This window comes from Ignavibacteriota bacterium, assembly GCA_016707525.1.
Lineage (GTDB): Bacteria > Bacteroidota > Ignavibacteria > UBA10030 > UBA6906 > JAGDMK01.
Genome location: JADJHP010000016.1, coordinates 1 through 24,620, shown reverse-complemented (window position 1 = coordinate 24,620; position 24,620 = coordinate 1). Strand labels below are relative to the sequence as shown.

At 61.6% G+C, this 24,620-nt stretch carries 22 protein-coding genes and 2 pseudogenes; 15 read left to right on the top strand and 9 right to left on the bottom strand.

Annotated elements, in window-relative coordinates:
- Positions 1 to 100: 100 nt before the first annotated feature.
- The 9 genes from IPI01_19585 to IPI01_19545 all read right to left on the bottom strand — a co-directional run bounded on the left by IPI01_19585 (position 101) and on the right by IPI01_19545 (position 6,408).
- Positions 101 to 646, bottom strand: coding sequence for a hypothetical protein (locus tag IPI01_19585; GenBank protein ID MBK7259956.1), 546 nt, complete (start codon positions 644 to 646; stop codon positions 101 to 103).
- A complete protein-coding gene (locus tag IPI01_19580) occupies positions 639 to 1,163 on the bottom strand; it encodes a DUF2085 domain-containing protein (protein MBK7259955.1) in 525 nt (174 codons plus the stop codon). The genes IPI01_19585 and IPI01_19580 overlap by 8 nt, the downstream gene beginning before the upstream one ends.
- Positions 1,156 to 1,932, bottom strand: coding sequence for an N-acetylmuramoyl-L-alanine amidase (locus IPI01_19575; protein ID MBK7259954.1), 777 nt, complete (start codon positions 1,930 to 1,932; stop codon positions 1,156 to 1,158). Before IPI01_19575 ends, IPI01_19580 begins: the two co-directional genes overlap by 8 nt.
- Positions 1,933 to 2,023: 91 nt before the next feature.
- Positions 2,024 to 3,019: a hypothetical protein gene (locus tag IPI01_19570; protein MBK7259953.1), complete on the bottom strand. Its 996-nt coding sequence runs from the start codon at positions 3,017 to 3,019 to the stop codon at positions 2,024 to 2,026.
- A gap of 92 nt (positions 3,020 to 3,111) precedes the next feature.
- Positions 3,112 to 3,264, bottom strand: coding sequence for a hypothetical protein (locus IPI01_19565; GenBank protein ID MBK7259952.1), 153 nt, complete (start codon positions 3,262 to 3,264; stop codon positions 3,112 to 3,114).
- Positions 3,261 to 4,421 (bottom strand): saccharopine dehydrogenase NADP-binding domain-containing protein, encoded by a 1,161-nt coding sequence (locus IPI01_19560; GenBank protein MBK7259951.1) that lies wholly within the window; start codon positions 4,419 to 4,421, stop codon positions 3,261 to 3,263. The genes IPI01_19565 and IPI01_19560 overlap by 4 nt, the downstream gene beginning before the upstream one ends.
- Positions 4,422 to 4,436: 15 nt before the next feature.
- Positions 4,437 to 5,102 carry a DNA lyase gene (locus IPI01_19555; protein ID MBK7259950.1) on the bottom strand — a complete coding sequence of 222 codons (666 nt, stop codon included), beginning with the start codon at positions 5,100 to 5,102 and terminating at the stop codon, positions 4,437 to 4,439.
- On the bottom strand, positions 5,099 to 6,016 hold the full coding sequence (locus tag IPI01_19550) for an A/G-specific adenine glycosylase (protein ID MBK7259949.1): 918 nt from the start codon (positions 6,014 to 6,016) through the stop codon (positions 5,099 to 5,101). Before IPI01_19550 ends, IPI01_19555 begins: the two co-directional genes overlap by 4 nt.
- Complete coding sequence (locus IPI01_19545; protein ID MBK7259948.1) at positions 6,013 to 6,408, bottom strand: (deoxy)nucleoside triphosphate pyrophosphohydrolase; 396 nt, start codon at positions 6,406 to 6,408, stop codon at positions 6,013 to 6,015. The genes IPI01_19550 and IPI01_19545 overlap by 4 nt, the downstream gene beginning before the upstream one ends.
- A gap of 315 nt (positions 6,409 to 6,723) precedes the next feature.
- Between IPI01_19545 and IPI01_19540 the strand changes: the two genes are divergently transcribed.
- From IPI01_19540 to IPI01_19470, 15 genes and pseudogenes are all read left to right on the top strand, one after another.
- Complete coding sequence (locus IPI01_19540) at positions 6,724 to 8,715, top strand: PAS domain S-box protein (protein MBK7259947.1); 1,992 nt, start codon at positions 6,724 to 6,726, stop codon at positions 8,713 to 8,715.
- Between the two features lie 224 nt (positions 8,716 to 8,939).
- Positions 8,940 to 10,340, top strand: coding sequence for a sigma-54-dependent Fis family transcriptional regulator (locus tag IPI01_19535; GenBank protein ID MBK7259946.1), 1,401 nt, complete (start codon positions 8,940 to 8,942; stop codon positions 10,338 to 10,340).
- 770 nt (positions 10,341 to 11,110) lie between these two features.
- Positions 11,111 to 11,866, top strand: a complete 756-nt coding sequence (locus tag IPI01_19530) for a right-handed parallel beta-helix repeat-containing protein (protein MBK7259945.1) — start codon at positions 11,111 to 11,113, stop codon at positions 11,864 to 11,866.
- Entirely contained in the window at positions 11,799 to 12,302 is a 504-nt protein-coding gene (locus IPI01_19525; protein ID MBK7259944.1) for a hypothetical protein, read from the top strand. Before IPI01_19530 ends, IPI01_19525 begins: the two co-directional genes overlap by 68 nt.
- Complete coding sequence (locus IPI01_19520) at positions 12,275 to 12,625, top strand: hypothetical protein (GenBank protein ID MBK7259943.1); 351 nt, start codon at positions 12,275 to 12,277, stop codon at positions 12,623 to 12,625. Before IPI01_19525 ends, IPI01_19520 begins: the two co-directional genes overlap by 28 nt.
- A gap of 6 nt (positions 12,626 to 12,631) precedes the next feature.
- Positions 12,632 to 13,414, top strand: a pseudogene (locus IPI01_19515) (right-handed parallel beta-helix repeat-containing protein).
- A pseudogene (locus tag IPI01_19510) lies at positions 13,402 to 13,734 on the top strand (right-handed parallel beta-helix repeat-containing protein). Before IPI01_19515 ends, IPI01_19510 begins: the two co-directional pseudogenes overlap by 13 nt.
- A gap of 964 nt (positions 13,735 to 14,698) precedes the next feature.
- On the top strand, positions 14,699 to 16,888 hold the full coding sequence (locus tag IPI01_19505; GenBank protein ID MBK7259942.1) for a T9SS type A sorting domain-containing protein: 2,190 nt from the start codon (positions 14,699 to 14,701) through the stop codon (positions 16,886 to 16,888).
- A gap of 1,410 nt (positions 16,889 to 18,298) precedes the next feature.
- The gene (locus IPI01_19500) at positions 18,299 to 18,973 is read left to right on the top strand and encodes a right-handed parallel beta-helix repeat-containing protein (protein MBK7259941.1); all 675 of its coding nucleotides are present in this window, start codon (positions 18,299 to 18,301) and stop codon (positions 18,971 to 18,973) included.
- 177 nt (positions 18,974 to 19,150) lie between these two features.
- Complete coding sequence (locus tag IPI01_19495) at positions 19,151 to 19,654, top strand: hypothetical protein (protein ID MBK7259940.1); 504 nt, start codon at positions 19,151 to 19,153, stop codon at positions 19,652 to 19,654.
- A 21-nt stretch (positions 19,655 to 19,675) separates the two neighbouring features.
- Entirely contained in the window at positions 19,676 to 20,134 is a 459-nt protein-coding gene (locus IPI01_19490; protein MBK7259939.1) for a hypothetical protein, read from the top strand.
- A 96-nt stretch (positions 20,135 to 20,230) separates the two neighbouring features.
- The gene (locus IPI01_19485) at positions 20,231 to 20,887 is read left to right on the top strand and encodes a right-handed parallel beta-helix repeat-containing protein (GenBank protein MBK7259938.1); all 657 of its coding nucleotides are present in this window, start codon (positions 20,231 to 20,233) and stop codon (positions 20,885 to 20,887) included.
- Positions 20,888 to 21,242: 355 nt separating this feature from the next.
- The gene (locus tag IPI01_19480) at positions 21,243 to 21,611 is read left to right on the top strand and encodes a hypothetical protein (protein ID MBK7259937.1); all 369 of its coding nucleotides are present in this window, start codon (positions 21,243 to 21,245) and stop codon (positions 21,609 to 21,611) included.
- Complete coding sequence (locus IPI01_19475) at positions 21,608 to 21,805, top strand: hypothetical protein (GenBank protein MBK7259936.1); 198 nt, start codon at positions 21,608 to 21,610, stop codon at positions 21,803 to 21,805. The genes IPI01_19480 and IPI01_19475 overlap by 4 nt, the downstream gene beginning before the upstream one ends.
- Before the next feature lie 81 nt (positions 21,806 to 21,886).
- A complete protein-coding gene (locus tag IPI01_19470) occupies positions 21,887 to 22,138 on the top strand; it encodes a hypothetical protein (GenBank protein MBK7259935.1) in 252 nt (83 codons plus the stop codon).
- The last annotated feature ends 2,482 nt before the right edge of the window (positions 22,139 to 24,620 follow it).

The following is a 24,620-nucleotide window of genomic DNA, read 5'->3' as shown; positions in this document are numbered from 1 at the left end:
GTCTTCGCAGCAGTTACACACGATCAAACAAACCGGAGGATTCCCCGCGCATGCGAGGTCTCCTCCGGCGATTGAGCATTCAATTAAGAATTACGAATTCTTAGTTCTTAATTTCCATAGGCGGAAGAGTCGGCCCTTCCGGCGTCTTCTCTTCTTTCTTCGGCTTGTACACGGCGTAGCCGATGAGTCCGCCGATCAGGCCGAACAGCGGCAGCGTGATGAACGAGCCCAGCACGTTCATCGGCGAGATCGTATCCTGATGCATCTGGCTCTTCATATCGTCCAGCGCCTCGGGCGGCATCTTGTCCAGGATCCCGGCCTTGTCGTAGCCCCAGACGACCACATCGTACACCATGCTCGCGGCAACGTTGCCGATAGTGAGCATGAACCCGGCCGAGATGATGTTGGAGAACAGCGCACCGAAGAGTCCGGCCAGTGCACCGAGTGCGAGCGCGTCGTTGTTCGTGAGCGGCGGGGCGTCCGGCGGAAGGTCCTTCTTGTAGAAGAACACCGCGAGGAAGCCGCCGATGATCACGCCGGCGCAGCAGATGCAATTGATGAGGCTGATGAACGGGATACCGGACAGCAGGCCGATGATGATGCCGCCGTACAGGGCCGGCATGAGTTTACTCGGCTTTTCAGGCATCGGTGGATCCTTTCTGCAGTTGGGAGATGGGTGGTTGGTGTGCGTTGAATTCATGAACGGCCCCCAGAACAACAGGCATGACAACATATGGAACGAGCAGGCCAAAGAGCGCACCGGTGATGAGCCGCGTGCCGATGGTGGCATCGTGCAGGCCGGCAACGCCCAGCGCCACATCCAGGACCATCGGTGCCAGTGCAACGATGAGCATGGTGCGCGACGGCGCGTGCGGTGTGCCCACGCGCCGGAAGAACGGATAGATCAGCGCTCCGACGAAGAAGCCGGCATAGATCGCCGAGCAGCGGGAGCAGACCGCCAGCGGTTCACCGAACAGCAGCAGCGACCGCCCTTCCAGCTGATGACAGATCGGGTGGAAGAACGTGTACAGATGTCCGCCCCAGGCGGCCGACGCCCCGCCCGCATGCGTGAGCAACGGCGCGGCCACGATCAGGGCGAACCAGAGCGCTGACCCGGCCACAACGGCCGCATACGCCATCCATGCCCTGGCGCTGTTACTCATGCCTGAGAAGTTTCTCATATTCTTTCTTGTAGCGGACGATGCCCTGATACAGTGCCTCGGCCATGCGGGCCTGACTCGTCTTGCTGCGCAGCAGTTTCTCGTCCTCGCGGTTCGAGACGAATGCGGTCTCCACCAGGATGTTCGGCATGGCGGCACCCACGAGGACGTAGAAGCCTGCCTGGCGGACGCCCCGGCCGCGGAGTCCGGGAACCTTCGACATTTCCCGATGCACCTGCTCGGCAAGGACCTCGCTGGAGCGCATGTACGCGGTCTGCGCCATGGTGACGAGGATGAAATTCTCGTCGGTCAGCTCCTGATACCGGTCCTCGTATCCTTCCTCGAGCGTGATAACGGCATTCTCCTGTTCGGCGATGGCGATCGCCTCTTCCGAACGGTTGGGGCGCAGCAGATACACCTCGGTGCCGCGGGTCGGACTCGGCTTACGCGGCGTGGCATTGCAATGGATACTGATGAACAGCTTTCCGCCCGCTTCGTTGGCGATCTGTCCGCGGCGGTACAGAGGGATGAACACGTCGGTGGATCGGGTGTACACCACCTTCACGCCGGGGAAATTCTTCCTGATCAGCTCGCCAAGCTTGAGCCCGACGCTGAGGGCAACATCCTTCTCCCGCAGTCCCGTCACCCCGATCGTACCGGGATCCTTCCCGCCGTGGCCGGGATCGATCACGATCACATCCAGGTCCCATCGGCGTTTACGTTCTTCAAGGTCCGGCATGGCCGGTGCGGCGCCCGTGGGCTCATCCTTCACCCGTGGCTCTTCGTTCTGAACCGGCGGATCGTCCTTCTTGCCCTGCGGGTTCTCGTCTTGAACCTGGGGCCTGTCTCCCCTGCGTCTCGTCCTACCTGCGGCCGTCCTTCTCCTGCGGAAGCTGCACCGCCGGCGGTTTCACCGGGGGGACCTGTACCGGCGCGGTCTGTGCGGGAGATGTCTGTGCCGGTGCCTCCTGCGCGCCCTGCGTGCGGATGGCGATGAGGATGTCGTTGGAATCGTCCTCGCGCAGGATCTCGCTTGCCGCGATCGTGCCGGTGAGCTTGAACGTGAGCTGCACCGAGGTGGGCGACTGGATGGCGATGATATCCTTGACGACCCCGCTCGCTTTGATGGCATTGATCACGGGGACGTTCGCCTTCACATCCATCAGGGTCACGTACAGCCAACCGTCCTGCCGCAGCCAGCTCTCCACATCCTTCACGCGTTTCGTGGAGCGGATGCGGATCAGCATCCCGTTCGCCTTCGGTTCGAGGTCCACCGTGGGGATCTGGTACACGGACGACGGCGGTGCCGGCGTGACGCGCAGGGTGTTGCTGGTGATCTCGAACGAGCCGGTCTTGTTGAAGACCAGTCCGAAGAACGGGATGAACGACTGCAGCGGCACGAAGAACGAGCGCGCGGCATAGAGCACATTGGCGGGGAGCTGGTAGACCGTCTGGTTCCCGCTCTGGTCCGTGACGACGATGAAGGGGCTTCCGCCGGTGACCTTGATGCGGTACAGTCCCTGCTTCACTTCCATCTTCGCCATCTGATGGTTCTCGAACGGCGTCACGCGGAACGTGGCCGCGAGGTCGGTGAGCGAGGCGTACAGGATGCCCTTCGACTGGAACACGCCGATCACGCCGCCGGCCTGCGGGTCGCCGTCCACCACGATACGGACGGTATTCTCCTGGGCACAGGCAAGTGCCGGCACGAGCACCAGGACCGCCAGACAGGAACGCAGGATGGGGCGATACCCTCCGTGTACGGAACGTGCGAACTCCCGGTGGCGCGCCAGGGCAGCGATACAGGAGAAAGCAACAAGCAGTGCCAGAGCCACGAAGCGCGACCGATCCGGCCGCATCGTACCGCTTCCAGACCTGGATGGCCGTGCTGTTCCGGCGCACAACCAGTTCGACCGCGTCTTCTCTTCGCTATGTACGGAACGCGGACTCATCACCGGAACTTGATCTCGAAGAGGGCACGCACGAGGATCTTCACCAGTTCCCACCGCGGACTCGCTGTACTGACGACATAGTGGTGCTGGATGTCGCGCCCCTCGCGGGCATCGCGGGTGCTGATCATGACCGACAACGGAACCATGCTCATGGAGTGTTTTCCTGAGAGATCTGCGTGCTGATGATGATGCCGCGCTTGCGGAGTTCGGCGATCATGATGGTGCCGGGGACGCACTCCTCGGGCGGGAAGACGCCCCGCCGCGTGATCCGCCCTTCTGCGAGGAGAATGGCGGCGATGGATGTCGGGAATGCGGTGGTCCGCATCATCGCGGTCATGCGCGTCTCTTCATCATACACATCCACACATTCATACACAAGTGTCTGTTTCCGGGCATTCTTCATGCCCTTCAGCGTTGCGCGGGCAAGCACCACATCGGGGCCATCGTCGTTGAGCCGCCGTTTCAGCAGTTCGGTGAAGAGTTCGCGCGAGGTGCGCACCGACCCACCGGCATTCAGGATCGGCTCGGAGGTGGCAAAACCGAGGTCCAGGAGCATCCTGAACCGCTCGCAGTGTCCGGGGTAGCGGATGGTCTTGTAGTCCAGCCGCCGCACTTTCCTGTGCATCGTGCGGGTCAGCGTGGAGAGGCCGCCCGACGTATAGAACGCCTCGAGCCGGCCGTAGGGCGCCGGAAAATCCAGCTCTTCCAATCCGGTCATCGACGGCACCGACTGCAGTTCGCCGCCATCCAGGATCTCGGCGGGTTCGATGTATTCGTTCAGCAGCCCTTCCGCGGAGAACACGATCTGGTAGTTGAGCGGCGGGCGCGGGTTCCGGGGGAGTCCGCCCACGCGCAGGGCGATCGCATCCACCGTATCGAACGACTCCATCCCCGCGGCGGCGAGGATGTTGATGAGTCCGGGTGCGAGCCCGCAGTTCGGCAGGACCGTCACGTTGCGGTCTTTTGCCTTCGCATCCATCACCATCTGGCGGTCGACCACGTCATTGTTCCCGCCGAGGTCGCACATATGCACGCCGGCCTCGATCGCTGCGCGCGTGATGCGCTCGTTCACGGAATAGGAGACCGCGCTCACCACCACGTTGCAGCCCTTCAGGAGGGCGGCCAGGGCGGCGGAGTCGTTCACATCCAGCTTCTGCGGCAGCACATTCGGACCGATGGCGCGTGCCGTGGTGCGCGCAGCCTCCTCATTGATGTCGGCGAGGAGCACCGTGTTGTCGGGGGAAGCCATTGCGAGGTCGTAAGCAACGGCGCTGCCCATCATGCCGGCACCAAGTACGAGAAAGCGCATAGACGTGCTCCAGTATTATTTTCTGATCTCGCCGGTCTCCCGGCTCCAGAACAACAGGTCGAGTTCATCCATATCGATGCCGGTGTCCGCGGCGAACTGCCGGACAAGCCCCTCTATAATAGAGTAGCGCGCCGGGGTGAGAGACGTTGGCATCGTACGAAGCACCCCATGATACGTCAGGTTCCGCAGGATGTGACGGTCCAGGATCGCCAGACCGCGGTACCCTATATTACGAAGAAAATGTGCAGCTTCCTTGCGTCCGAGACCATTTACGTGGGCGATCATCCAATCGCGGAGGGCAAGGACCTCCTCCGTTGGTGCCCCCGTCGGTGTCCCGTGTGGGGTTGCCGCAAGCCGGGCCGCGATCACCGGAAACTGTTCACGCACCGTCAGGAGTCGCCGCGCCTTCGTGTTGTGAAAGCGGATGTACGCATCGCGCTGGCGGAGCACCGGTGTGGGGTCTCCACCCCGTTCGAAGAACGAGAGCTCTTTCAGCCGGGCGACCGCCGTGTCCGCATTCACCGCACTGGATTGCGGTGTGAGCAGGCAGTACGCCAGTTCGTAAAAGTACTCCGTGGGCGGCACCCTGGCAAACTCGCGCAGCCGTTCCCGCGCCCGCTCACCGCGTTCCGCATGGTCGCGGTGGACCTGCTCGATGTCCTTGTAGCGCTTCGGCTTCATGCAAGGCGGACCGTCATCTTCCCGCCGGCGGACGAGATGCGCACGAGGCCATCGCGTTCGAGATCCTTCATCAGCCCTTCCAGCCATGCCGTATGCCGCGCACCGAACTGCGGGAGGATCTTCGGTCCGATGGTGGAGAGGGGGACGGCACGCCGGGCGCCGCTGTGCCGGAGCTGCTCGATGATGCGTCCGCGGTAGATGCGGTGCGGGATGCCCTCGAGCGAGCGTTCGGGTTTCTTCTTCGCCGGCGGCGGTGCCGCCATGGATCCGGCCGAGGCGCAGAGTGAAGCGAGGGGGCATGCCGTGCAGAGCGGTGCGCGGGCGGTGCAGATCGTTGCCCCGATGTCCATCAGTGCCTGGTTCCAATCGTACGCGTGTGTGCGGTGGAGGGCCAGCTCCGCCACTTCGCGGGCCGCGGGTTCGGGCACCATGTGGCCCGTGTCGGGCATCTTCCAGAAGACGCGTGAGAAGAGGCGGCGGATGTTCACATCCACGAACGACACCGGCATGCCGAACGCCGAGCAGAGCACAGCGCGGGCGGTATAGGTGCCGATCCCCGGGAGTGCGGTGAGTGTCTCTTCGGTGGCCGGGATGCGTCCGTTGTGCTGTGCGATCACGGCCTGCGCGAGGGCGTGAAGGCGCACCGCGCGGTTGTTGTATCCCATGCCCTGCCATGTGCGGACGACATCCGCGCGGCGTGCGCGTGCGAGGGCGGCGATGGTGGGGAAGCGTTTGAGAAAGAGCGGATACTTCACGAGCACCCTGCTCACCTGTGTTTGCTGGAGCATGATCTCGGAGAGCAGGATGCGGTACGGGTCCCTGATCCCGCGCCAGGGGAGGGTCCGACCGTGACGGCGGTACCAGGTGCGTATGGCCCGGTGGAGGAGGCGAAGATCGATCGCTCTCCGTTTCACCCGTGGCTCTTCATGTCGTTGGCCATGCGTTCCACCACTTCCCGGTTCCCATCGAGGATATCCATCGTCAGCAGTTCGTCCAGTGGAACCCACCGGATCTGAGCGAACGTGCGGTTCTCCGGCTCGCCGGTGAACGCATGGACGGGGAAATAGTAGACCCGCCAGGCGCGGTCGCCGTAGTCCCACTCCTGGCGGTGGTATTCGGGTCCGGGCACTGCATGGATCCCCAGTTCCTCGTCCAGTTCGCGCACAAGTGCTGCGGTTGGAGTCTCACCCGGCTCCAGTTTCCCCCCGGGGAATTCCCACTTCAGCGGGTAGCGGGCGGTATGCTTTCGTTGACCGGTGAGAACGGTACCATTGCGGAAGATGATGCCGACGGCGACTTCTTTCATAGAGAGAAGGTACGAAAAACAACTTTAATCTCCCAGGCTTCTGCAACAGTATGCAAATGCGACGAAAGATAGAGCATGAAGCGAAAGCCATTCATGCACCAGTAAACTGTAGTTTCAGCAAAAAGTTCGAATGTGCGTGAAATTTCGTGTAGTCCACGGACTACACGAAAACTTCCGCAAATTCTGACACGAGAATCAGATTTTCGGGAATTGACTGGTGAACTAGAATTGACATTATTGTATCCCGAATTTTCTCGAAAGATCGGACGCAGAAGCAGCAACGCTCGAGACCAGCACGTGTTGGTTAGTCCAATCATGAAACCCCGCATATTTGTCGTCGAAGATGAAGCCGTGGTTGCCCTGGATATCCGGCATCGCCTCCAGCAACTCGGTTACGACATAGCGGGCATGGCGTCGTCAGGGGAGGACGCTATGTCCGCTGTGGGGGCTTCGCATCCCGATGTGGTATTGATGGATGTCAACCTCGGGACGGGCATCGATGGCATCGAGACCGCCGCGCGGATCAAAGAGCATTACAACATCCCGGTCGTGTACATCACCGCCTTTTCCGATGCCGAGCTGATCGCCCGCATCCGGCTCACCGAGCCGTTCGCGTACGTCCTTAAGCCGTTCGAAGAAGCGGAGTTACATGCCGCCGTCGAGATCGCGCTTCTGCGCAACCGGCTCGAGACCACCATCCGCGAGCAGAAGCAGCTCCTGGCCGCCACCCTCGACAATATCGATGACGGGGTGATCGTTGCCGGCACGGACGGTGCGGTACGGTATATGAACCCCGTCGCCGAAGCGCTCACCGGGTGGACCGTGGACGAGGCCATCGGGCATCCGTTGCATGACGTGTACACCGTGCTGCCGCCGTCCACGCTCCTGTCGCGCGACGGCAGGCATTACGAAGTGGACTACCGTTCCAACATGATGGTGGATGACGCGGGGACGTGGTCCGGGTTCGTGCATACGTTCACCGATGTCTCGGAGCGCGAAGCCTCGCGCCGGGCGCTCGAACAGCGCGAGCGGGAATACCGCATGCTCATGGAGCAGGCGGCGGAACCGATCATCATCGGCAACGGGGAGCAGCGGATAGTGGCGGTGAACTCCCGTGCGTGCGAGCTGCTCGGATTTCCGCGCGAAGAGCTCCTGGCGATGCGGTTCTCCGACCTGATCGAGGCGGACCATCTTGCCGCCGAGCCCATGCGGATCCGGGAGTTGCAGAATGGTGGAAGGGTCACCTCGGAACGGAGCCTGGTCTGTGCCGATGGCCGGCGGGTGGACGTGGAGATCAGTGCGCGGGGGATGTCGGACGGCCGGATCCAGGTGATCCTGCACGACATCACCCAGCGGAAGGTTGCCGAGGCGGAGTTCCGGCATGCGGTGCGGAGCGAAGCGGTGGACAAGCTCCTCACGAAGCTTCATGCGTTGCGGCATGGCGAAAGTGCGGCGATGAATCTGAACCGCATCGCGCTGTTCCTTGAGAATCTCGACTCGTTGTGCATCCCGCTCTCCGGCGGCGGTGTGGGCGGGCCCTCGCCCGTGCAGCGTTTCCGCATCGCCGCGCAGGAATTCGACGAGACCACCACGCACCAGCTCCTGCTCATCAGTTCGTTGATGCATATTCTTGCCACCGACACGGCATTCCGGGATGCGGTCCGTCCGATAGCCTCGGACGCCCTCAAGCTGCGCCACGCCACGAACAGCATGCGCGCTGCATTGCCCGAGATCCTTGCGTTGCTGGGGGACGTGAAGCTGCAGGACCGGCTCGCATCGCTGGCACGCGAGGTGGTCCGTGCCGTTGCGGAGATCAAGGTCCTCACGTCCGACCTGCACGCGCTGCTGCGTGTGGAATTCACCTGCGACGTGAACGCCATCGTCCGTTCCGCCGTAGCGAAATTCCGGTGCACCGGGACGCAGGCGGTGATCAATTGTAACGAAGACCCCGCGCCGCTGCCGGTGGTCATGCGTACCTCCGAATTGAACGAAGTGCTTTCCACGCTTGTGACGAACGCTCTGGAGGCCAGTGCGGGCAGCGACCGGAGCGACATGCCCACCATCGCATTGCGTGTAGTGCAGGGTGCCGGACAGCGTGTGTTGATCGAAGTAGAAGACAATGGCCCGGGGATCTCCGAAGAGATCCGCACCCACATCTTCGAGGACCATTTCTCGACGAAGGGGAGCGGGCGTGGATTCGGGCTCGGGCATGCACTCCGGTGCCTGGAGGGGTGCGGCGGTACGCTGCGTCTGGACAGTACATCACCGACCGGCTCACGTTTCATCGTCGAGCTGGCTCGCCTGTAGGAAGACTCAGAACGCGGTCGCTCGTGGTCCGGAAGCGTGCTTTCCGGGGGGAGATCATGCCCGGTCGGGGGACCGGTGGTATGCTCCTCCAGCGGAAACTCGCGTCGGGAGCGGCTGGATGTGTGGTATCACTGGTGCAGCTTCCCCAAGATCCGAGTTTCCGATGGAGGAGCATACCACCGGGACCCACTGAAACTCATCGATTTTATCTATAGAAAAGTCCAATGGACCGAGTACTGATCATCGACGACAGCGTCGCATTCCTCAACGATGTAGAATCGTTGCTGCGCGACCGCTATCACATCCGGACCGCAACCACGGCCAAGAAGGGACTGGAGATGGCGCGGCTCGAAGGGCCGGCGGCCGTACTGCTGGATCTCCGTCTCCCCGACCAGGACGGCAGCGAAGTGTTGCTGGCGCTGCACCGCGATGTGGATCCGTTCCTGCCCGTCGTGATCGTCACCGACCATGCCGACACCGAAACCGCTGTCGAGCTCATGCGCCTCGGCGCGTACGATTTCGTGTCCAAGAGCTTCAACCGCGACATCCTTGCCGCAAAACTCACCAAGGCTCTCGAGCGCCGCACGCTCGAGATCAGTGTGCGCGCGCTCCAGAACAGTTTTGCCGAGTTCCACGACCGTCTCGTCTTCGCCAGCGAGGGGATGAAGAAAGTGCACTACGAGATCACCCGGCTTGCCGGGCTTTCGTTCGATGTACTCATCCATGGCGAGACCGGCGTAGGGAAGGACCTGTGTGCGTTCGAGATCCATCAGCGGAGTGCGCGGAGGGACAAGCCCTTCATCCCGCTGGCCATGCGCGTGCTGAGCGAATCCATCATCGAGAGCGAGCTCTTCGGGCACGAAAAGGGGGCATTCTCGGGGGCGGACAAGGCCAAGATCGGGAAGCTCGAGGCGGCGAACGGGGGGACGTTGTACATCCCCGAGGTATCGTGCCTCACCGAGACCGTGCAGCTCAAGCTGCTGCAGTTCATGCAGTACAAGAGCATCGCGCGTGTGGGGCAGGACCCGCGGCGGCCGGATACCCGGCTGGATGTGCGGGTGATCATGGCCACCAACGAGAAGCTTGAGGACGTCGTATCGAAGGGGAGGATGCGCGAGGACTTCTATCACCGCATCTCCGGCGTGAAGCTGAACATCCCGGCCCTGCGTGAACGCCGGGAGGACATCGCCCCGCTTGCGGGGTATTTCCTGCAGAAGTTCGGGGGGCAATCGGATGGCCGGCAGTACTCCATGTCGCCCGAAGCGATCAGGGCGCTGGAGGGGCACCGGTGGCCGGGGAACGTGCGGGAGCTGGAGAACTCGATCAAAGGGGCACTTGCGTATTCGCAGACGGGCGAATTGCAACCGGTGGATTTTCCGATGCTGGGGATCGTGAAGCGTGACGGGGAAGGGGACCGGTGCAGGGAGTGTCTGGCGACGCGGTACGACGAATTGCCCAATTATCGCAGTGCCGAGGAGGTGTTCAAGCGCGGGTATTTTTCGGAATTGATGCGGCGGGCGAATTTCAATGTCGCGAAGGCAGCCGCGATGGCCGGCATCACCGGTCCGGGCTTGAGGAAGGCGCTCAAGACGAACAAGGTGGTGCTGCAGCGCGACGAGGAGTAACATCCCATACCTTGCTGTGTAGTCCCCCTGAAGGCAACTTCGGTTTTGTCCATGCAAACCCGGGCTCTTTCCCCGATACCAACCGCCTTAGAAATCCCCTTTTTTAACTGGTTTTGAAGTGCCCGCCGTGGCACGCTTCTAGCATATAACTCCAACACCTCTTGATCATCGAACCGCACAAGACGCTGCGGCTTCACAGTCACTAGCAACGATCATTTCTCGGCCGGGTATCGCCGGTTCGCTCGGCGTACGGGCGTCCGGTCCCGGCAGGTTATTTGTCCATTGCATGTGCACGGCAAGACGCCGGGGGGTATCCTGGGGAACAGCGGTCCTTTTGCGTAGCCACGTGAACGATCGCGCCGGTGTCTTTTATCTGGGGATGCATTCATCGGGGAAGACACCTCCGCTTTTTGTGCGGCAACGCAGAGCAATCTGACTGTCCACCATCCTTTGTTCCTGAACATATACAATCCACTTGTTCCATCATCTGCGATAGGTGAAACCATGAAACACGTCTTCACCACGATCCTTGTCTTCGCTCTTGTAGCGACGATGTGTACCGGGTCGGCGTGGGGTGCGGATGCGAAGAATGTTCGCACCGGGGCCCAGGTCATCGGCGTTACCGATGACACACGCGATATGACACCGGTCTCTCCCGAGTCAAAAGTCGCCGCTGCCAAACAGGCGCGGATATCCTCTGCCCCCCGGTTGTCGGGGACAGCAGCGGCCGAGGTTTGGGTCGACGACAATTTCACGGCAGCGGATCCCGGTTGGGGGACGACCCATTTGCAACGATCAATTCTGCCCTGGCTGGAGTCGATGCTGGCGGAACGATCCATGTTGCGGCCGGAACCTATGTGGAGAATGTCATCGTCACGAAGGCGGTCACCCTTCTGGGACCGAACGCACTCATCGATCCGAACACAGGATCGCGCGTGGCTGAAGCAGTGCTCATGACCGCCGTCGCCGGTGCGTATCAATCCGGATCTGACGGTGACCAGACGATCATGGACATCCATTCGGGAAATGTGACCGTGAAGGGGTTGACCTTCGATGGCAACAATCCAGCCCTCACCGGCGGAGTGCTCAGCAACGGGATCGATGTGGACGCTTCGTCCGCGATCTGGAGCTACGTGGGTGGATCCAACATCGTCGTCGAGAACAACATCATCACGTCGTTCTCGTATGCGGCCCTCCAGTTCTACAACTGGGACAATGGCGGGGCGGCATCCTCCGGCAACGCCATCCGGAATAACAAGCTGGACAACATGATGCCGCCGTCGTGGGGCATCGGCATCCTGCTCTACAACAATTTCTACGCTGAAGTAACCGGTAACGTTTTGACCCGTACCCGCACGGGCATCCAGACGGGGAATTATTATCAGGCCAATACCGGGCGCGGCGCACAGCATCTCGAACAACGCGATCCAGACGAACCGGCTGGGCATCTTCTTCAATTTGATGTATGCCGACTGTTCGACGTTCACCGTTGCGAACAATACCATCACGGCGGTCCCGGGCTATAGCCCGACCCGTGGCATCCTGATTTCCTCTATCCAGGGGACCACCGGCGTCAACGTGCTGAACAATACGATCACCGGGTTGGGGATCGGCATCAACCTGTGGAACGATGCCACCACCAGCACCGTCACGATCACCGGCGGAACGATCAACGCATGCGGCATCGGTATCCGCATCGATAACTACGATGGCTACGGCCCGAGCAATGGCGAGTCCACCACCGGCAACATCAGCGGCGTCACGATCTCGAACTGCACGATCGCAGGCATCCAGATCAAGGATAACAAGCTCAATACGAACAATGCCACCGTGAGCGGCAACATCCTCGCCGGAACAGTCTTCACGGGCAATGCCGTGGATGTGATGCTAGACGGCCTCGGTGTGCCATACCGTCGGCGATCCCCGGCGTTACCGTGGGCTATGCCGGCATCGTCACGGTGAGCGCACCTGCAGGGACGTTCGCCACCATTCAGGCGGCCATTGACGCTGCGACCCCCGGAGCGACCGTTACGGTTGCGGCCGGAACCTTCGCTGAAGACGTGAATGTCACCAAGCAGCTCACCCTGCGCGGCGCGGGGATCGATCAGAGCATCATCCTGGGTCTCAAGGCCGCAGGGACCCCGACGCTGAACCTGGGCGCGAACAATATCCTCGTGGAAGGCTTCACGATCACCCGCGACGGCAACAACACCACGGATTGGGCAGCCCATCCGAAGACCACAGGCGTGAACGTCGGACAGCTCACCTCCGGCAACATCCTTTAGAAGTGCAAGCTCACGGGCAACCGGACCGGCGTATACTTCAATAACTCACAGGGGAACATCGTCCGCGAGAACATCATCACCTTCAACCGGACCGGTATCCAGCTTGTGAACAATGTGTCGAATACGGTGATCCAGAACAACGAGATCACGGACAATTGGACCGTCGGCTTCGTCATTTATTATGGTTCGGTAGGAATGACGGCCACCACGAACTTGAACGTGACCGGGAACAACATCTCCGACAACTGGTACAGCCAGATCGATTGCAAGACAGTGGAAGCGAACTCTACGACGGCATACAACTTCTCCGGCAATTGGCTCGGTTCCAATATGCTGAACATCACCTCTACCCCGGGTGGCGAACCGGGCTATGCTGCGCAGATTCCGGTCGCATACGGCGGAACGGCAACGAACCCCGGCACCGGCGCTTCCCGCATCTCCGGCGACCTCGTGGCGCTGATCGACTACTCGCCGTGGCTTGAAGCAGGTACGGATATGGCCCCGGCACAGATCGGCTTCCAGGGCGATCTCTCCGCGGTGCGCGTCAGCCCCACGAGCCCGGTCAGCGGCGCAGTTGCCCGCATCCAGGAAGGCGTGGACATGGTCACCGGCAGCACCGTTCGGCTCCTCGCCGGAACCTACACGGAAGGCGTGAACCTCAATAAGCCGAACCTCCAGTTGATCGGCGCAGGCATGGAGACTACTATCATCAATATCGCCACTTTGCGAGCTCCAACAACGGTGCAGGTGTCGATGCTGTCGCGAACAATGTCACGATCAAAAACCTGACCGTCCAGGGCTCATCCACAGCAGCCCGCTACGGCATTCAGTTCAGCAACGCTGCGGTGCTGAGCGGTGCCCTCGAGAACGTGAAGGTCCAGAACTGCTATCGCACCGGCATCAACATGAACGGTGCGAAGAATATCACCCTGACGAATGTCGCCGCATTGAACAACGGTGGGAATGGCATCCAGATGGGCGATGCCGAGAACATCACGATGACCGGCATCACGACCTCGGGGAACTCCTGGGGCGGCATCGGCGTGTTCACGTGGGGCCGGTACTATCCGCGAGGCACGAACGGCATCGTTATTCAGGGTACGAACTCCTTTGGCGAATCGGCCACAGGCCAGGGCGCGCTCTATCTTGAGAGCGCCGATTGGGCAAATCCGACCGTGCCGGGTGTGATCACCTTCAGCACGAACGCGGGCGACCATGCACAGGTCACGCTGTCCGCCATGGACTTCGGCTTTGCCGTAAGCGGGCCGCAGGAGACGGAAGCCTACAACAGCATCCCGTACTCCTTCACCCGTACGCGGTTCTACCAGACGCTGGACCAGGCAAAGGCGTTCGCAGGGTTCCCGGGGATCGCAGCGCACATGTTGCCCGTGGACCGCTATCTACACAACGTCACGGACAACGCCTCGGTCCGCACGTTCCGGGTCTATGATTATGCCGGCGATCTCATGAGCATCAAGGCGGCGATCGCCGCAGCGAAGAACGGCGACATCATCAACGTGGACCCCGGAACGTACGTCGAAGGCCCGCAGGTCGTCGTGAACACGAACGTCTCGGTCGTGGGCGCCGACAAGAACACGGTCATCATCACCCCGTCTGCCAATACCGGCGGCTCCGGTGACGGCCGCGGATGGTTCCTCGTGAACCCCGGCAAGACGTTCAATCTCTCCGGCGTCACGCTGGACGGCGCAGGGAAGCTCGTGAACATCGGTATCCTCTCCAAGGGCCCCGGCACCATCTCCGGCAACATCCTCAAGAACATCGGCTACAACCCGAGCGGACCGGATTATGCCGGACGCGGCATCGCGTTCTATGAAGCAAATATGACCATCAGCGGCAACACGCTGAGCAACATCGGCCGCATCGGCATCTATATGTATGGTGCCGGTGTCACGAACGGCCTCGTCACCAAGAACACTTTCACCGGCAAGGGCGCGGGCAACTGGCTCGACTACGGTATCGAGGTGGAAGGTGGCGCACACGGCGACCTGACCGGCAATACGGTCACGGAATGTAAGGGGTATTGCCTCGGTCGACGGTTCGACCTCGGCCGGCGTGCTTGCGACGACCTACTGGGCCGCCGGAACGCAGGTCACCGCGACGGACAACAACTTTACCAACAACACCAGTGGCCTGGCGATCGGGTATGCGGCAACGGATGTGACCGTTGCAACGATCACCGGCAACGACTTCACGGGTTGCGACTATGGCGTCACTTCGACCGGACCGGTCGCTGATGCCCGCCGCAACTGGTGGGGGAGCGGTAGCGGCCCGTCGGGCGGTGTTGCAGATCCGACGACGGCTGTTGTGGCCAATGGTACCGGCGTGCAGGTCAGCGAACATGTCCGCTTCGATCCATGGAACGGCAAGTCCGAGATCGTGAACGTCCCGGCGGCAGGCAACTACTCCTGGCCGGAAAGCGGCGTATCGATCACCTTCGGTACCGTGCCTTCGGGTGGCGGAAGCGTGACCGTGCAGCGCCTCCTCGGCATGCCGCCGAACCCGCCGTACCCGGCCCCGCCGGCAGGCGCAACGTACATCCCGCTCTGGTTGATGATCAGCTCCTCGATGCCGAACTACAGCTTCAGTGCAACCGTCACGGTGGATGTGAGTGACATCGCCGGATTCGGTGCGGGAAGCCAGATCATGTACCTCAACAGCATCACGAACTCCTGGGTCCCGGTGGGCGGCACGTACAATGCGATGGCGAAGACCTTCACCTTCACCACCACCCACTTCACCCCGTTCGCGTTCGTGAACACGCCGGCAACGGCATTCCAGCTCTATCTCAGCAGCACAGCAGCGGCCGTGAACAGCGGCATCTACCCGAACGACGCGTGGGCACTTCCGCCGGCACCACTGCCGGCAGGGTATCCGGCATTGCCGAACGATTGGGGATACACCTCCACGCAGACGTTCGATGTCTACATCGTGCCTGAAGCAGGCACGGAGTTCGGTGCGGCAGACCTGACCCTGGAGTGGGATGCGGCACATCTTGCCTACTCCGCGGTATCGTTCGATGGTTCGCTGTTTGAATCTGGTGGGAACACGCTCCATGCGAGCGCTGACCACCTCGGTACGAACAACCGCGTTCGCATCAACGCAAGCCTCCAGAGCCCGAACAACGTGACGGCAGTGGCAGGCAACTACATTGCGAAGCTGACGCTCCGTACGGTGAAGCCCGGACACAGCGCCATCACGGTGATCGCATCCGACCTCCGGAAGTATGAAGGTGCGGGTGCACCGCTTGGCGTGTATGTGACACCGCATCAGGCCGATGTGCGTGCGTATCTCGGCGATGTGGCCAATATCGCGAACGATGCAGCGGCAGATGGCAAGATCGACTTCTCCGACTTGAACCCGTGGGCAACCGCCTACTGGTCCGGCGTCCCGGGCTATGTGGGTGGCATGTCGTACTACAAGGTGAAGTTCGATATCGGTCCGACCGCTGACCACTACGTGTTCTCCGCTCCGCAGGTGGACGGCAAGATCGATTTCGAGGACCTCATCATCTTCTCGATCGGCTACGGCCTCAGCGCCAACCATCAGTTGCCGAAGCAGGCGGTGGAGCAGGCGGAACCGGTGACGGTAGCGATCGGTGATGTGAAGGCGGGCGGCGGCGAGACCCGTGTGCCGGTGATGCTCGAAGGCACGGTGAACGACCTCCGCGGCCTCTCGATGGCATTCAGCGGTTCGCATGGCCGGTTGCTGGGCGTCGAGAAGGGCGCCCTCCTGAGCGGCTACGAGACCCCGGTGCCGGTGATGTACAGCGAACGTGACGGCAAGGTGTATGTGGACCTCGCCATCGCGGGTGCGGATGTGGAGGCGCTGAAATCGGCGGGTGAGCTCGTGGTGCTGCGCTTCGAAGGCAAGGCATCGATGGGCCTCACGGCGACGGATGCGCGAACCAGCACCAACGCAGTGCTTGCAACGAAGATGCGCACCCCGGCAGTCAGCGATGTGCCGACCGAGTTCGCGCTGCAGCAGAACTACCCGAACCCGTTCAATCCGACCACGACCGTGAGCTGCGCCCTGCCTGCGCCGGGTGAAGTTCGCATCGCGGTGTTCAACGTCCTGGGCGAGCAGGTCGCCTCGCTCGTCAACGGTGCACAGGAAGCGGGATATTACACGGTGCAGTGGAACGGCACCGACAACCGCGGCCAGCAGGTGACGTCGGGCGTGTACTTCCTGACGATGCATGCAGGCGAGTTCACAGCAATGAAGAAGATGATGCTCGTGAAGTAATGATGTTGATGTACCGGTGCCGCGCCTTCACGGGCGCGGCACCCCCTTTTCCCTCATTCGTGTTCACATCCCAACAGGAACCATCATGAAGAGACTCTTCGCGTTGATGCTATCGGTACTTCTTGTGCCGGTCATGCTCTTCGCAGGGAACTCGCGGCAGCCGGCCCAGCCCTTTACCGACGGTAAGGCCGACCGCCCCGTGTTCTCCGCTGGCACCACCCGGTTGGCGCAAGCCCCGGTCACGACATCCACAGCCACGATCCCTCTCTCATCCGGCGGTTCATGGCTCCGGTCGCAGCAGGTGGCCTCAGGCGGCTTCCCGTGGTCCATCGGCGATGTCCCCCAGGGCAACGTCCAGGGGCCGGCAGGGTACGGCATCCTGAGTGCGTATCAGTACACCGGGACCCCGGAGTTCCTGACCTCGGCCATCGCCAACGGCAACTTCCTTGTCCCGAACTATCCGCGGCTGTTCTCGGACAACGATCCCCGCTTTGCCACGTTCGATGCCTACTACCTCGAAATGCTAGGCGCGGCCACCGGCAATGCCTCCTATGCGGCGTTCGTGCAGACCAACTACTGGGACAAGCTGAACAGCGGGACGTACGGCGAAACCAATGATATGGATGCTGCCGAGTACGGGAGCGCCGTCATTGCGGGCCGTGCGGGGATCGTCGAGCTCCTCCCCTGGGACCTGGGTGGCGTTGCTATCGGTGCGCAGGCCGCGGGCGAGAACGGTGTGAAGGCCGCGATCATGGCCAAGGTGCTCGAGGCGCTCAATGCCACGACGACAGCATCGAATTCCTATGACATGATCGGTCTGGCGGGCGCGGTGTGGGCCTCCGCAGTCACGGGCATCGATCTCGATCCAACGGCGGGGATGTACGCCGCGGACAATTCCACGGCCGACCTTGCCGCACGTCTGGCAGCCCTGCAGCAGTCGAACGGCGCATGGATGTGGAGCGCCACGAATCCTGCCTGCGTGGCAACGGATCCCACGAACTTCGATACACAGGTCACGGCGTTCGCCGTCCTGGCCCTCAATGCCGCCAACCGGGCACAGTACCTCGCGCAGATCACCGCGGGGGCCGGATTCCTCCTTTCGATGCAGCAGCCCGACGGACAGATCCTCATCTATCCGGGTGCAGCGCCAACGGCAATGGGTGGGGTCGAAACCCACGCCGAAGCCACGACCGCACTCGTCGCCGCCCGCCCGGCGGATGTGTTCGTCGATGACAACTGGGTCGGATCCACCGGCGGACAGGTCGTTGCTGCCGGGAAGGTGTTCGGTTTCAACGCGTTCGCATCGGTCGAGGATGGCCATGGTGCAGTAATGGCAAACGGCCTCATCGATGTTGCAGCTGGCACGTATCCTGTTGCCAATGATATCCAGATGAACAAGGCTAGACAACATTGCAAGGGTGCGCGCCAACAACCACGGTCACCGTTTCCGGGACCGGCTACAGGTTCAGCGTATCCGCCTCCGGTGTTACGATCAAGGACCTTGCGATCCAGAAGACGGACAAGACCGGCGAACAGAATATCATCTGGATGAATGCCGACAACTTCACGCTGAAGAACACGGTGGTCTCCGGGCAGTTCGTCATCGGCGACGGTGAGGTCAGCCGGGCTATCGTGGTGTCGGGGGGCCACAGCGGCATGCTGATCGAAGGGAACACGTTCCATTCCCTCCGCCAGCCGATGTATCTCACCGGTCCGACCACGGGTCTTATCAAGAACAACTACACCTACGGCACCAAGGGATGGGTCCTCGAGGGTGGCGACGTCACCTTCACGGGTAACACCTGGGGTTCAGGGGCGGGCGTCAATGTACGACATCGCCATCCTGGGCTCGGCACCCGCTCCCGCGTATGCCGATATCGCTGCCGCGAGCAACGCCAACAACGAAGCGGTGATCGAAGACCAGCGGGTGTCTCCAGCGGTCCTTTCTGTACTGTCGTCGATGCGGCAGTGGCATTCGCTAAGCGACCTCGGCGGCAAGTATCATCCCTATACCACGATCACCCCGGCGATCGCACGGGTCGTGACCGGTGGAAAGATCTATGTGGCAGCAGGCACCTACAATGAGTCTGTCGCCATCACCAAGCGCCTCACCCTCGATGGCGCCGGCAGGGGCACCGATCCGCTGGCGAATACCGTGATCACCGGTACCGGCACGGCATGGCATCAGCGACCGTGGCTGGAGCGTCCGCGGCATCACGCCCTGGTCGAAAGATGTGCGCGTGACGAGCTTCGAGTCCGGCGTTGTTGCTCGAGTTTCAACACGCTGGAAAATGTGGCGTCGGTCGGCAACTCAATTATGGCCTCGACCTCAATCCGCTCGATGACCTCATTCTCACTAACTGCAAGTTTGATGGCAACATCGTCGGTCTCAAGATCGCCACGACGGCGGGTGTGACCCATGTAACCGATCAGCAACTCTTCCTTCGACGGGAACACGCAGGGGTGGTACATCGCGGCGACGAAACCTCTGAACGGCTCGACATTCTCCAATGTGACTGTCACCAATTCTACGTTCAGCAACAACCTCCAGAAGGGATCTATGCCGAGAAGCTGGAAGATGCGCTGTTCGATGGCATCACGGTGACAACAGCGGCACCGATCCGGCTACAATCACAACAATGCGGGATTGACATCAACCTGAAGTACGGGACGTATCAGAACATCCAGATCATCAATTCCACGATCACCGGATCGGGGGCAACGGGACAGCGACGGATCCCACCGACGCTGCTGCCGCCACGATAAAGGCGCGGAACGATGGCAGCTATGCGCAAACCCCGCCATCCTGAGCGATGTGCGATCCAGAATTCCACCATTGCCGGCCCGCAGAATGCCCTTCGCTTCGGCGAGTCGGGAAAGGTCAATGCAGGCCCGACGGGCGTGGTGATCAAGAACTCCACCCTCAACGGCAGCGGCCCGTATCATATCGTCAACCGGACCTCTGCGAACATCACGGCCAACGAAGCCAACACATTCACCGGCTCCACGACGATGTCGCAGATCGAATCCAAGATCATGCACGGACTCGATGACGCCGCCCTCGGCGTCGTGAATTACGGCCAGATGGCGGGATCATATAGTGAGATCTGGGTGGACGATAGCTGGGCGGGCACCCTCCCCGGTGCGCTGGTGAGCGGACACTGGTTCGGCGCGAACGCGTTCGCTACGATCCAGGAAGCTGTCAATGCGGTCGTTGTCCCGGGCACGATCAATGTCGCTGCCTAGCGCCTATGCCGAAGCAGTGACGGTCGGGAAAAAGCCAGCTCGTGATCAAGAAGCTCGGCGCGGGTGTGGCAGCGGTGACGGCCCCGGAACTCCTCGGTGGACGTCCTGACCCTCGCCGGCAATCAGCTCACCATCAGCGGACTCACGCTGACGGGCGGGCGGAATGGCGTGTACGGCACCACGGCGAATTCCAAGCTGACCTCGCTGACGGTGAACGGCAACGCGGCCAACGGTATCCAGCTGGTTGATGCGGACAACAACTTCCTGCAGGCCCTGACCGTCTCCGGACAGGCGGCAGGCGCAGGTATCCGCCTCAGCGGCGCACGGCAGAACACCATCTCCGGCAATACGGTGCAGGGCAACCGGGTCAACGTGCTGGTGGAGATCAACGCGGCACGCCAGGCATCGGGCAACATCATCCAGGGCAACACCCTCCTGGATCCGGGGCAGTGGAGCGTGAGCGTGGCGAATCAGGCACTCACGACGTCGGTGAACTTCAACGTCTTCAACACCGCCACGACCTCCGACAAGTACATCCAGAACACCGATCCGGCCCTGTTGAATGCGCGGTACAACTGGTTCGGCGGCGAGAACCCGCCCCAGGGTTCCGATTTCAGCGGGAACATCAATACGGCGAACTTCTATGCCACGCTCCCGACGGTGTCGATCTTCCCCGGTGACCCACCACATGCCGCAGAACTCCACCGTGAACGTTTCGGTGATGGCACTCATCCCGGAACGGCACCACGGTGAAGGCGTCGATGTGAACATGGCGGGGACAACGATGGGGTGATCCGCGACGATGGCGATCCGGTGGAAGGGCCGTTCTTCTCCAGCGTGAAGCAGCTTCTTCGAATTCATCAAACCGGACGGCTCCAGCATGCGCGTCAATCAGTCGCTGCTGTACCCGGCGGCGTGTCCGGCAGCCTGATTCCGTATGTGAACGTCCTGTTCAACCAGGCATTCACGTCGGGTGCAGCGGACGGCGCAGCACATCCTGCTGACCTCCGTGCAGATGCGCGATGCATCCAATGCGCCGATCACGATCAACCTCGATCCCGATCCGACGCCGCAGGCGACCTGATCGTGGATGGTACGGCGCTGAGCAGTGACCGTAACGCTGGACAATCAGACGATCGCGTGGACCGACGCCTATCTGAAGAACGGCGACGCCATCGGCATCACCGCGGGCATCGTGGAAACCAATCCGTTGACCACGGGCGACATCACGGCCAACGTGAGCGGGTTCTACGCCAGCAGGCCACACCGCCGACAATCCGACGACGTTCGCTTCCCGCACGGCAACGCGGCCGACCGTCGCGAAGCGCGGTGTGTAATCCGCCTGGTGTTGGCACGATCACCGTCATGGGACGGCGACGGACATCCTCGGAACGTTGGTATCGGCACGAAGACGATCTGCGGAATACGAAGCCGGTGCATGTGGCGAACTTCCGCAACCCGGGACACAAGAAGGTGAACCTGACCTGGGACAACACCACCGGTCTGGATGCCAACCTCCGTGGCGTGCAGGTGCAGTACACGAAGTGGGCAGGGTATCCGGTGTATGTGGCGCCCGCTCCGGCATATCCGACCTCAGAGGCGGATGGGATCGGCGCGACGCTGGTCACGGTGCAGCAACGACAGGCGGCACGCACGGTTCGCCACGGATGACCCGCGGTATCTCTCACTACCGTGGCATCGCGGGGGTGGACATGGCAGGCAACTACGCGGACATCGACGGCCCGCGCAACGATGCGATCGTTCCACGAACGGCATCCTGGGCAGATCCCCGGTTCCGGCCCGGGGAACATCGGCAGCAGCGCCTACGATGGCATGGTGAATTTCCAGGACCTGAGCCTCTTCTCGTTCCTGTATTTTGAACCGGAAGCCAATGGAGCAGGCTGGCCGTATCCGGCAGCACAGGAAGCGGATTTCGGTCCGACGTTGAACAACAAGACCGCACCGGCAGGGCGCTTCGGCATCCCGACGGCCTCCGTCGGTTGAGTTCGAAGACCTGATGATCTTCTTCACGAACTACGGCTTCATTGCACCGAAGCTTGCCGTTCCTGCGAAGATCGACAAAGGCGACCACGTTCGCGATGAACCTCGCCGCAGCGGGCGGAACCTCCGGCACCTATGCCGTCACGATCCATTTCAGCAACGATGGCCGTCCGGGGATGGGGGCACGTCGGTGGGAATCTGAGCTACGACCGTTCGGTGCTGCAGGTGACGGGCGACGCGTGGCGATCTGTTCGGTACCGAAGGCCGGGCATTCAGGCCAACCATCGGCGAAGGCACCGTCCGCGTTGATGCGGCAGTGCTCGGCAGGCACGTTGAAGTGGGCAATTCCGGCGGTCTCACCGGTGCACTCAAAGTGCTGAAGCAGGGGCGATCATGCCTGGAAGCCGAGAACGTGACCGTACGCAACGCCACCAACACAGCGATGGCCAGTGGAAGGGCGAAGACGGTGCGGAACTCCCCACAACCTTCTATCTGGCGCAGAATACCTGAATCCTCCAACCCGAGCACCACGGTGAAGTACCAGGTGCCGGCATCGGTCGCGGTGGAGGTCACGGTGTATAACGTGCTCGGCGAGCGGGTTGTGACGCCTCGTCAACGAAATGCAGCGGCGGGGTATTATACTGTACAGTGGAATGGCCGCGATGCGCGTGACCATGCCGCTCCTCCGGTTTGTATTTCTGCACCATGCGTGCGGGCGACTTCTCATCAGTGAAGAAGACGATGCTCGTGAAGTAAGCGATCTGCGTGGCTCTGCCACGATTCGGAATTGTTTACGGAGTCCGGAACCAGTAGGGCGGACGGCTTCGTCCGCCCTCCGACCGCCAGGAGGAGACGGCCATGGGACGGTTGGTTCTTGTGATGCTTTTCTGCTTTCGTGATACTTCCCGCCCAGTGCACCGGCGGTACGATAACGCTCACGGCAGACCCGGCCAAACGGGGTCGACAACATCATCGCCGTCGTCGTGACGGCGGACCAGCTCCGGCGTGCATGGCTACAGTGTCGCGGTCTCCTGCAGACCCGCGCGCCTCGTTGTGTGCGTGCCGTGAAACGGACATTCCTGTCCGGCAAACCCTATTCTTTGCGACCATCGACAGCATCGCCCGTACCGTACGTATCGATGGGCGATCCTCGGAACCGGTGTGCAATCCGGATCGGGCACCATGGCCCTCGATCGAGTTCAGGGACGCCAGCCGGGGTCCACTTCTGGAGCTTCACGGGAGCCGATGTACGCGATGCAGCGAACCAGGGCATCAGTGTCACCACCGCAGGGAGCATCCTGACCATCACCGCCGTCCGACGTGCGGGGTGATCAGACATTCCTCGCGGTCGAGCTCAGGCAGAACTACCAAACCCGTGCAATCCGTCGACCGTCATACCGTACACGCTTCCTGTGTCCGGACATGTTGCCGTCGACATCATCAGCGTCACCGGCGAGCGTGTCCCGCGTCACTCGAGCGAGGTCCAGGCGGGGGGTGCACGGCGTAGTGCGGTGGGACCCGTCCTGCATCCCGGATGACCTCTTCGGGCACATATTTCTGCATCATGCGGGTAAACTACTACCGCGCAACGACGAAGATCTCCCGCAATAAAATGATCAGCAATGGATGGGGGGTTGAGCGTCCATTCCGTAAAGGAGCAAGCAATGGAAACAGTGGATATGATATGCATGCTGGCGGCCCTGACGCTGTGCAAGAGGGGCCCATGCTTAATGGCGGGGTGTTTGACAGCGTCTCCCCGTCCGGGTGTCGACCGTCGACCAGCAGACATTCAATGTGGATGTCCGTATCGACGAAGCAACCTGCTCACGATCGAGCATCGTCGTGCTTTGACAACAGCATCATTGCCTTGCCGACGCGGGGACGGGGATGTACACTGCCGTCCAACCCAGTCCCATCTTCTGGTGGAGGCCGCCGTTGCCAGGCGGAGCCGATAGCGTTCTGTGACCAGGCCATACTCGGGGCAGCCACCTATACAGGGTCAGGATCCTCTTCTCGCTCTCGTTCACCGCATTGTGCCAGCGCATCACCCCCTCACGCTCTCGTATGTGGATCTCAACAACACCAATCAACCCATCCTGCACACACGAAGGCACGGCAGCGTCTGCGTCCGTTCAGGTTGTTGCCAATGTGAAGGCTTTCCTCCAGGGGCCGTACAGCGGCGGTGCAATGCTCACGGGTCTGAACACCGCGGGCATCTCGCCCGCAGTCCACAGCGTGGCGCCCTGGTCACGTGTCTCGTGCCGTAGCGAGCATGCCACTGGCTGTCAGGACGGTGCTTGTGGAACTGCACTGGTACCGCGGCGGCAACGAAGCCGCTACGCGGGCGGCATTCATCAAGAGGCCGAGCGGTCAGACCTGACGGCACATCGGCCGTCGGGTTCGGCGTGCTGCCTACAGGATCGTATCACACGGTACCGCGCCAGGAACCATCTGGCACATGTCCGCGTGGAGCCCGTGGCTCTCA

Excerpts from the sequence above, each read along its gene's own strand:
- IPI01_19585 (MBK7259956.1), bottom strand. The coding sequence starts at position 646 with ATGCCTGAAAAGCCGAGTAAACTCATGCCGGCCCTGTACGGCGGCATC.
- IPI01_19470 (MBK7259935.1), top strand. The coding sequence starts at position 21,887 with ATGCGATCGTTCCACGAACGGCATCCTGGGCAGATCCCCGGTTCCGGC.
- IPI01_19560 (MBK7259951.1), bottom strand. The coding sequence starts at position 4,421 with ATGCGCTTTCTCGTACTTGGTGCCGGCATGATGGGCAGCGCCGTTGCT.
- IPI01_19535 (MBK7259946.1), top strand. The coding sequence starts at position 8,940 with ATGGACCGAGTACTGATCATCGACGACAGCGTCGCATTCCTCAACGAT.
- IPI01_19565 (MBK7259952.1), bottom strand. The coding sequence starts at position 3,264 with ATGAGCATGGTTCCGTTGTCGGTCATGATCAGCACCCGCGATGCCCGC.
- IPI01_19540 (MBK7259947.1), top strand. The coding sequence starts at position 6,724 with ATGAAACCCCGCATATTTGTCGTCGAAGATGAAGCCGTGGTTGCCCTG.
- IPI01_19580 (MBK7259955.1), bottom strand. The coding sequence starts at position 1,163 with ATGAGTAACAGCGCCAGGGCATGGATGGCGTATGCGGCCGTTGTGGCC.
- IPI01_19490 (MBK7259939.1), top strand. The coding sequence starts at position 19,676 with ATGCGCAAACCCCGCCATCCTGAGCGATGTGCGATCCAGAATTCCACC.
- IPI01_19545 (MBK7259948.1), bottom strand. The coding sequence starts at position 6,408 with ATGAAAGAAGTCGCCGTCGGCATCATCTTCCGCAATGGTACCGTTCTC.
- IPI01_19570 (MBK7259953.1), bottom strand. The coding sequence starts at position 3,019 with ATGCGGCCGGATCGGTCGCGCTTCGTGGCTCTGGCACTGCTTGTTGCT.
- IPI01_19555 (MBK7259950.1), bottom strand. The coding sequence starts at position 5,102 with ATGAAGCCGAAGCGCTACAAGGACATCGAGCAGGTCCACCGCGACCAT.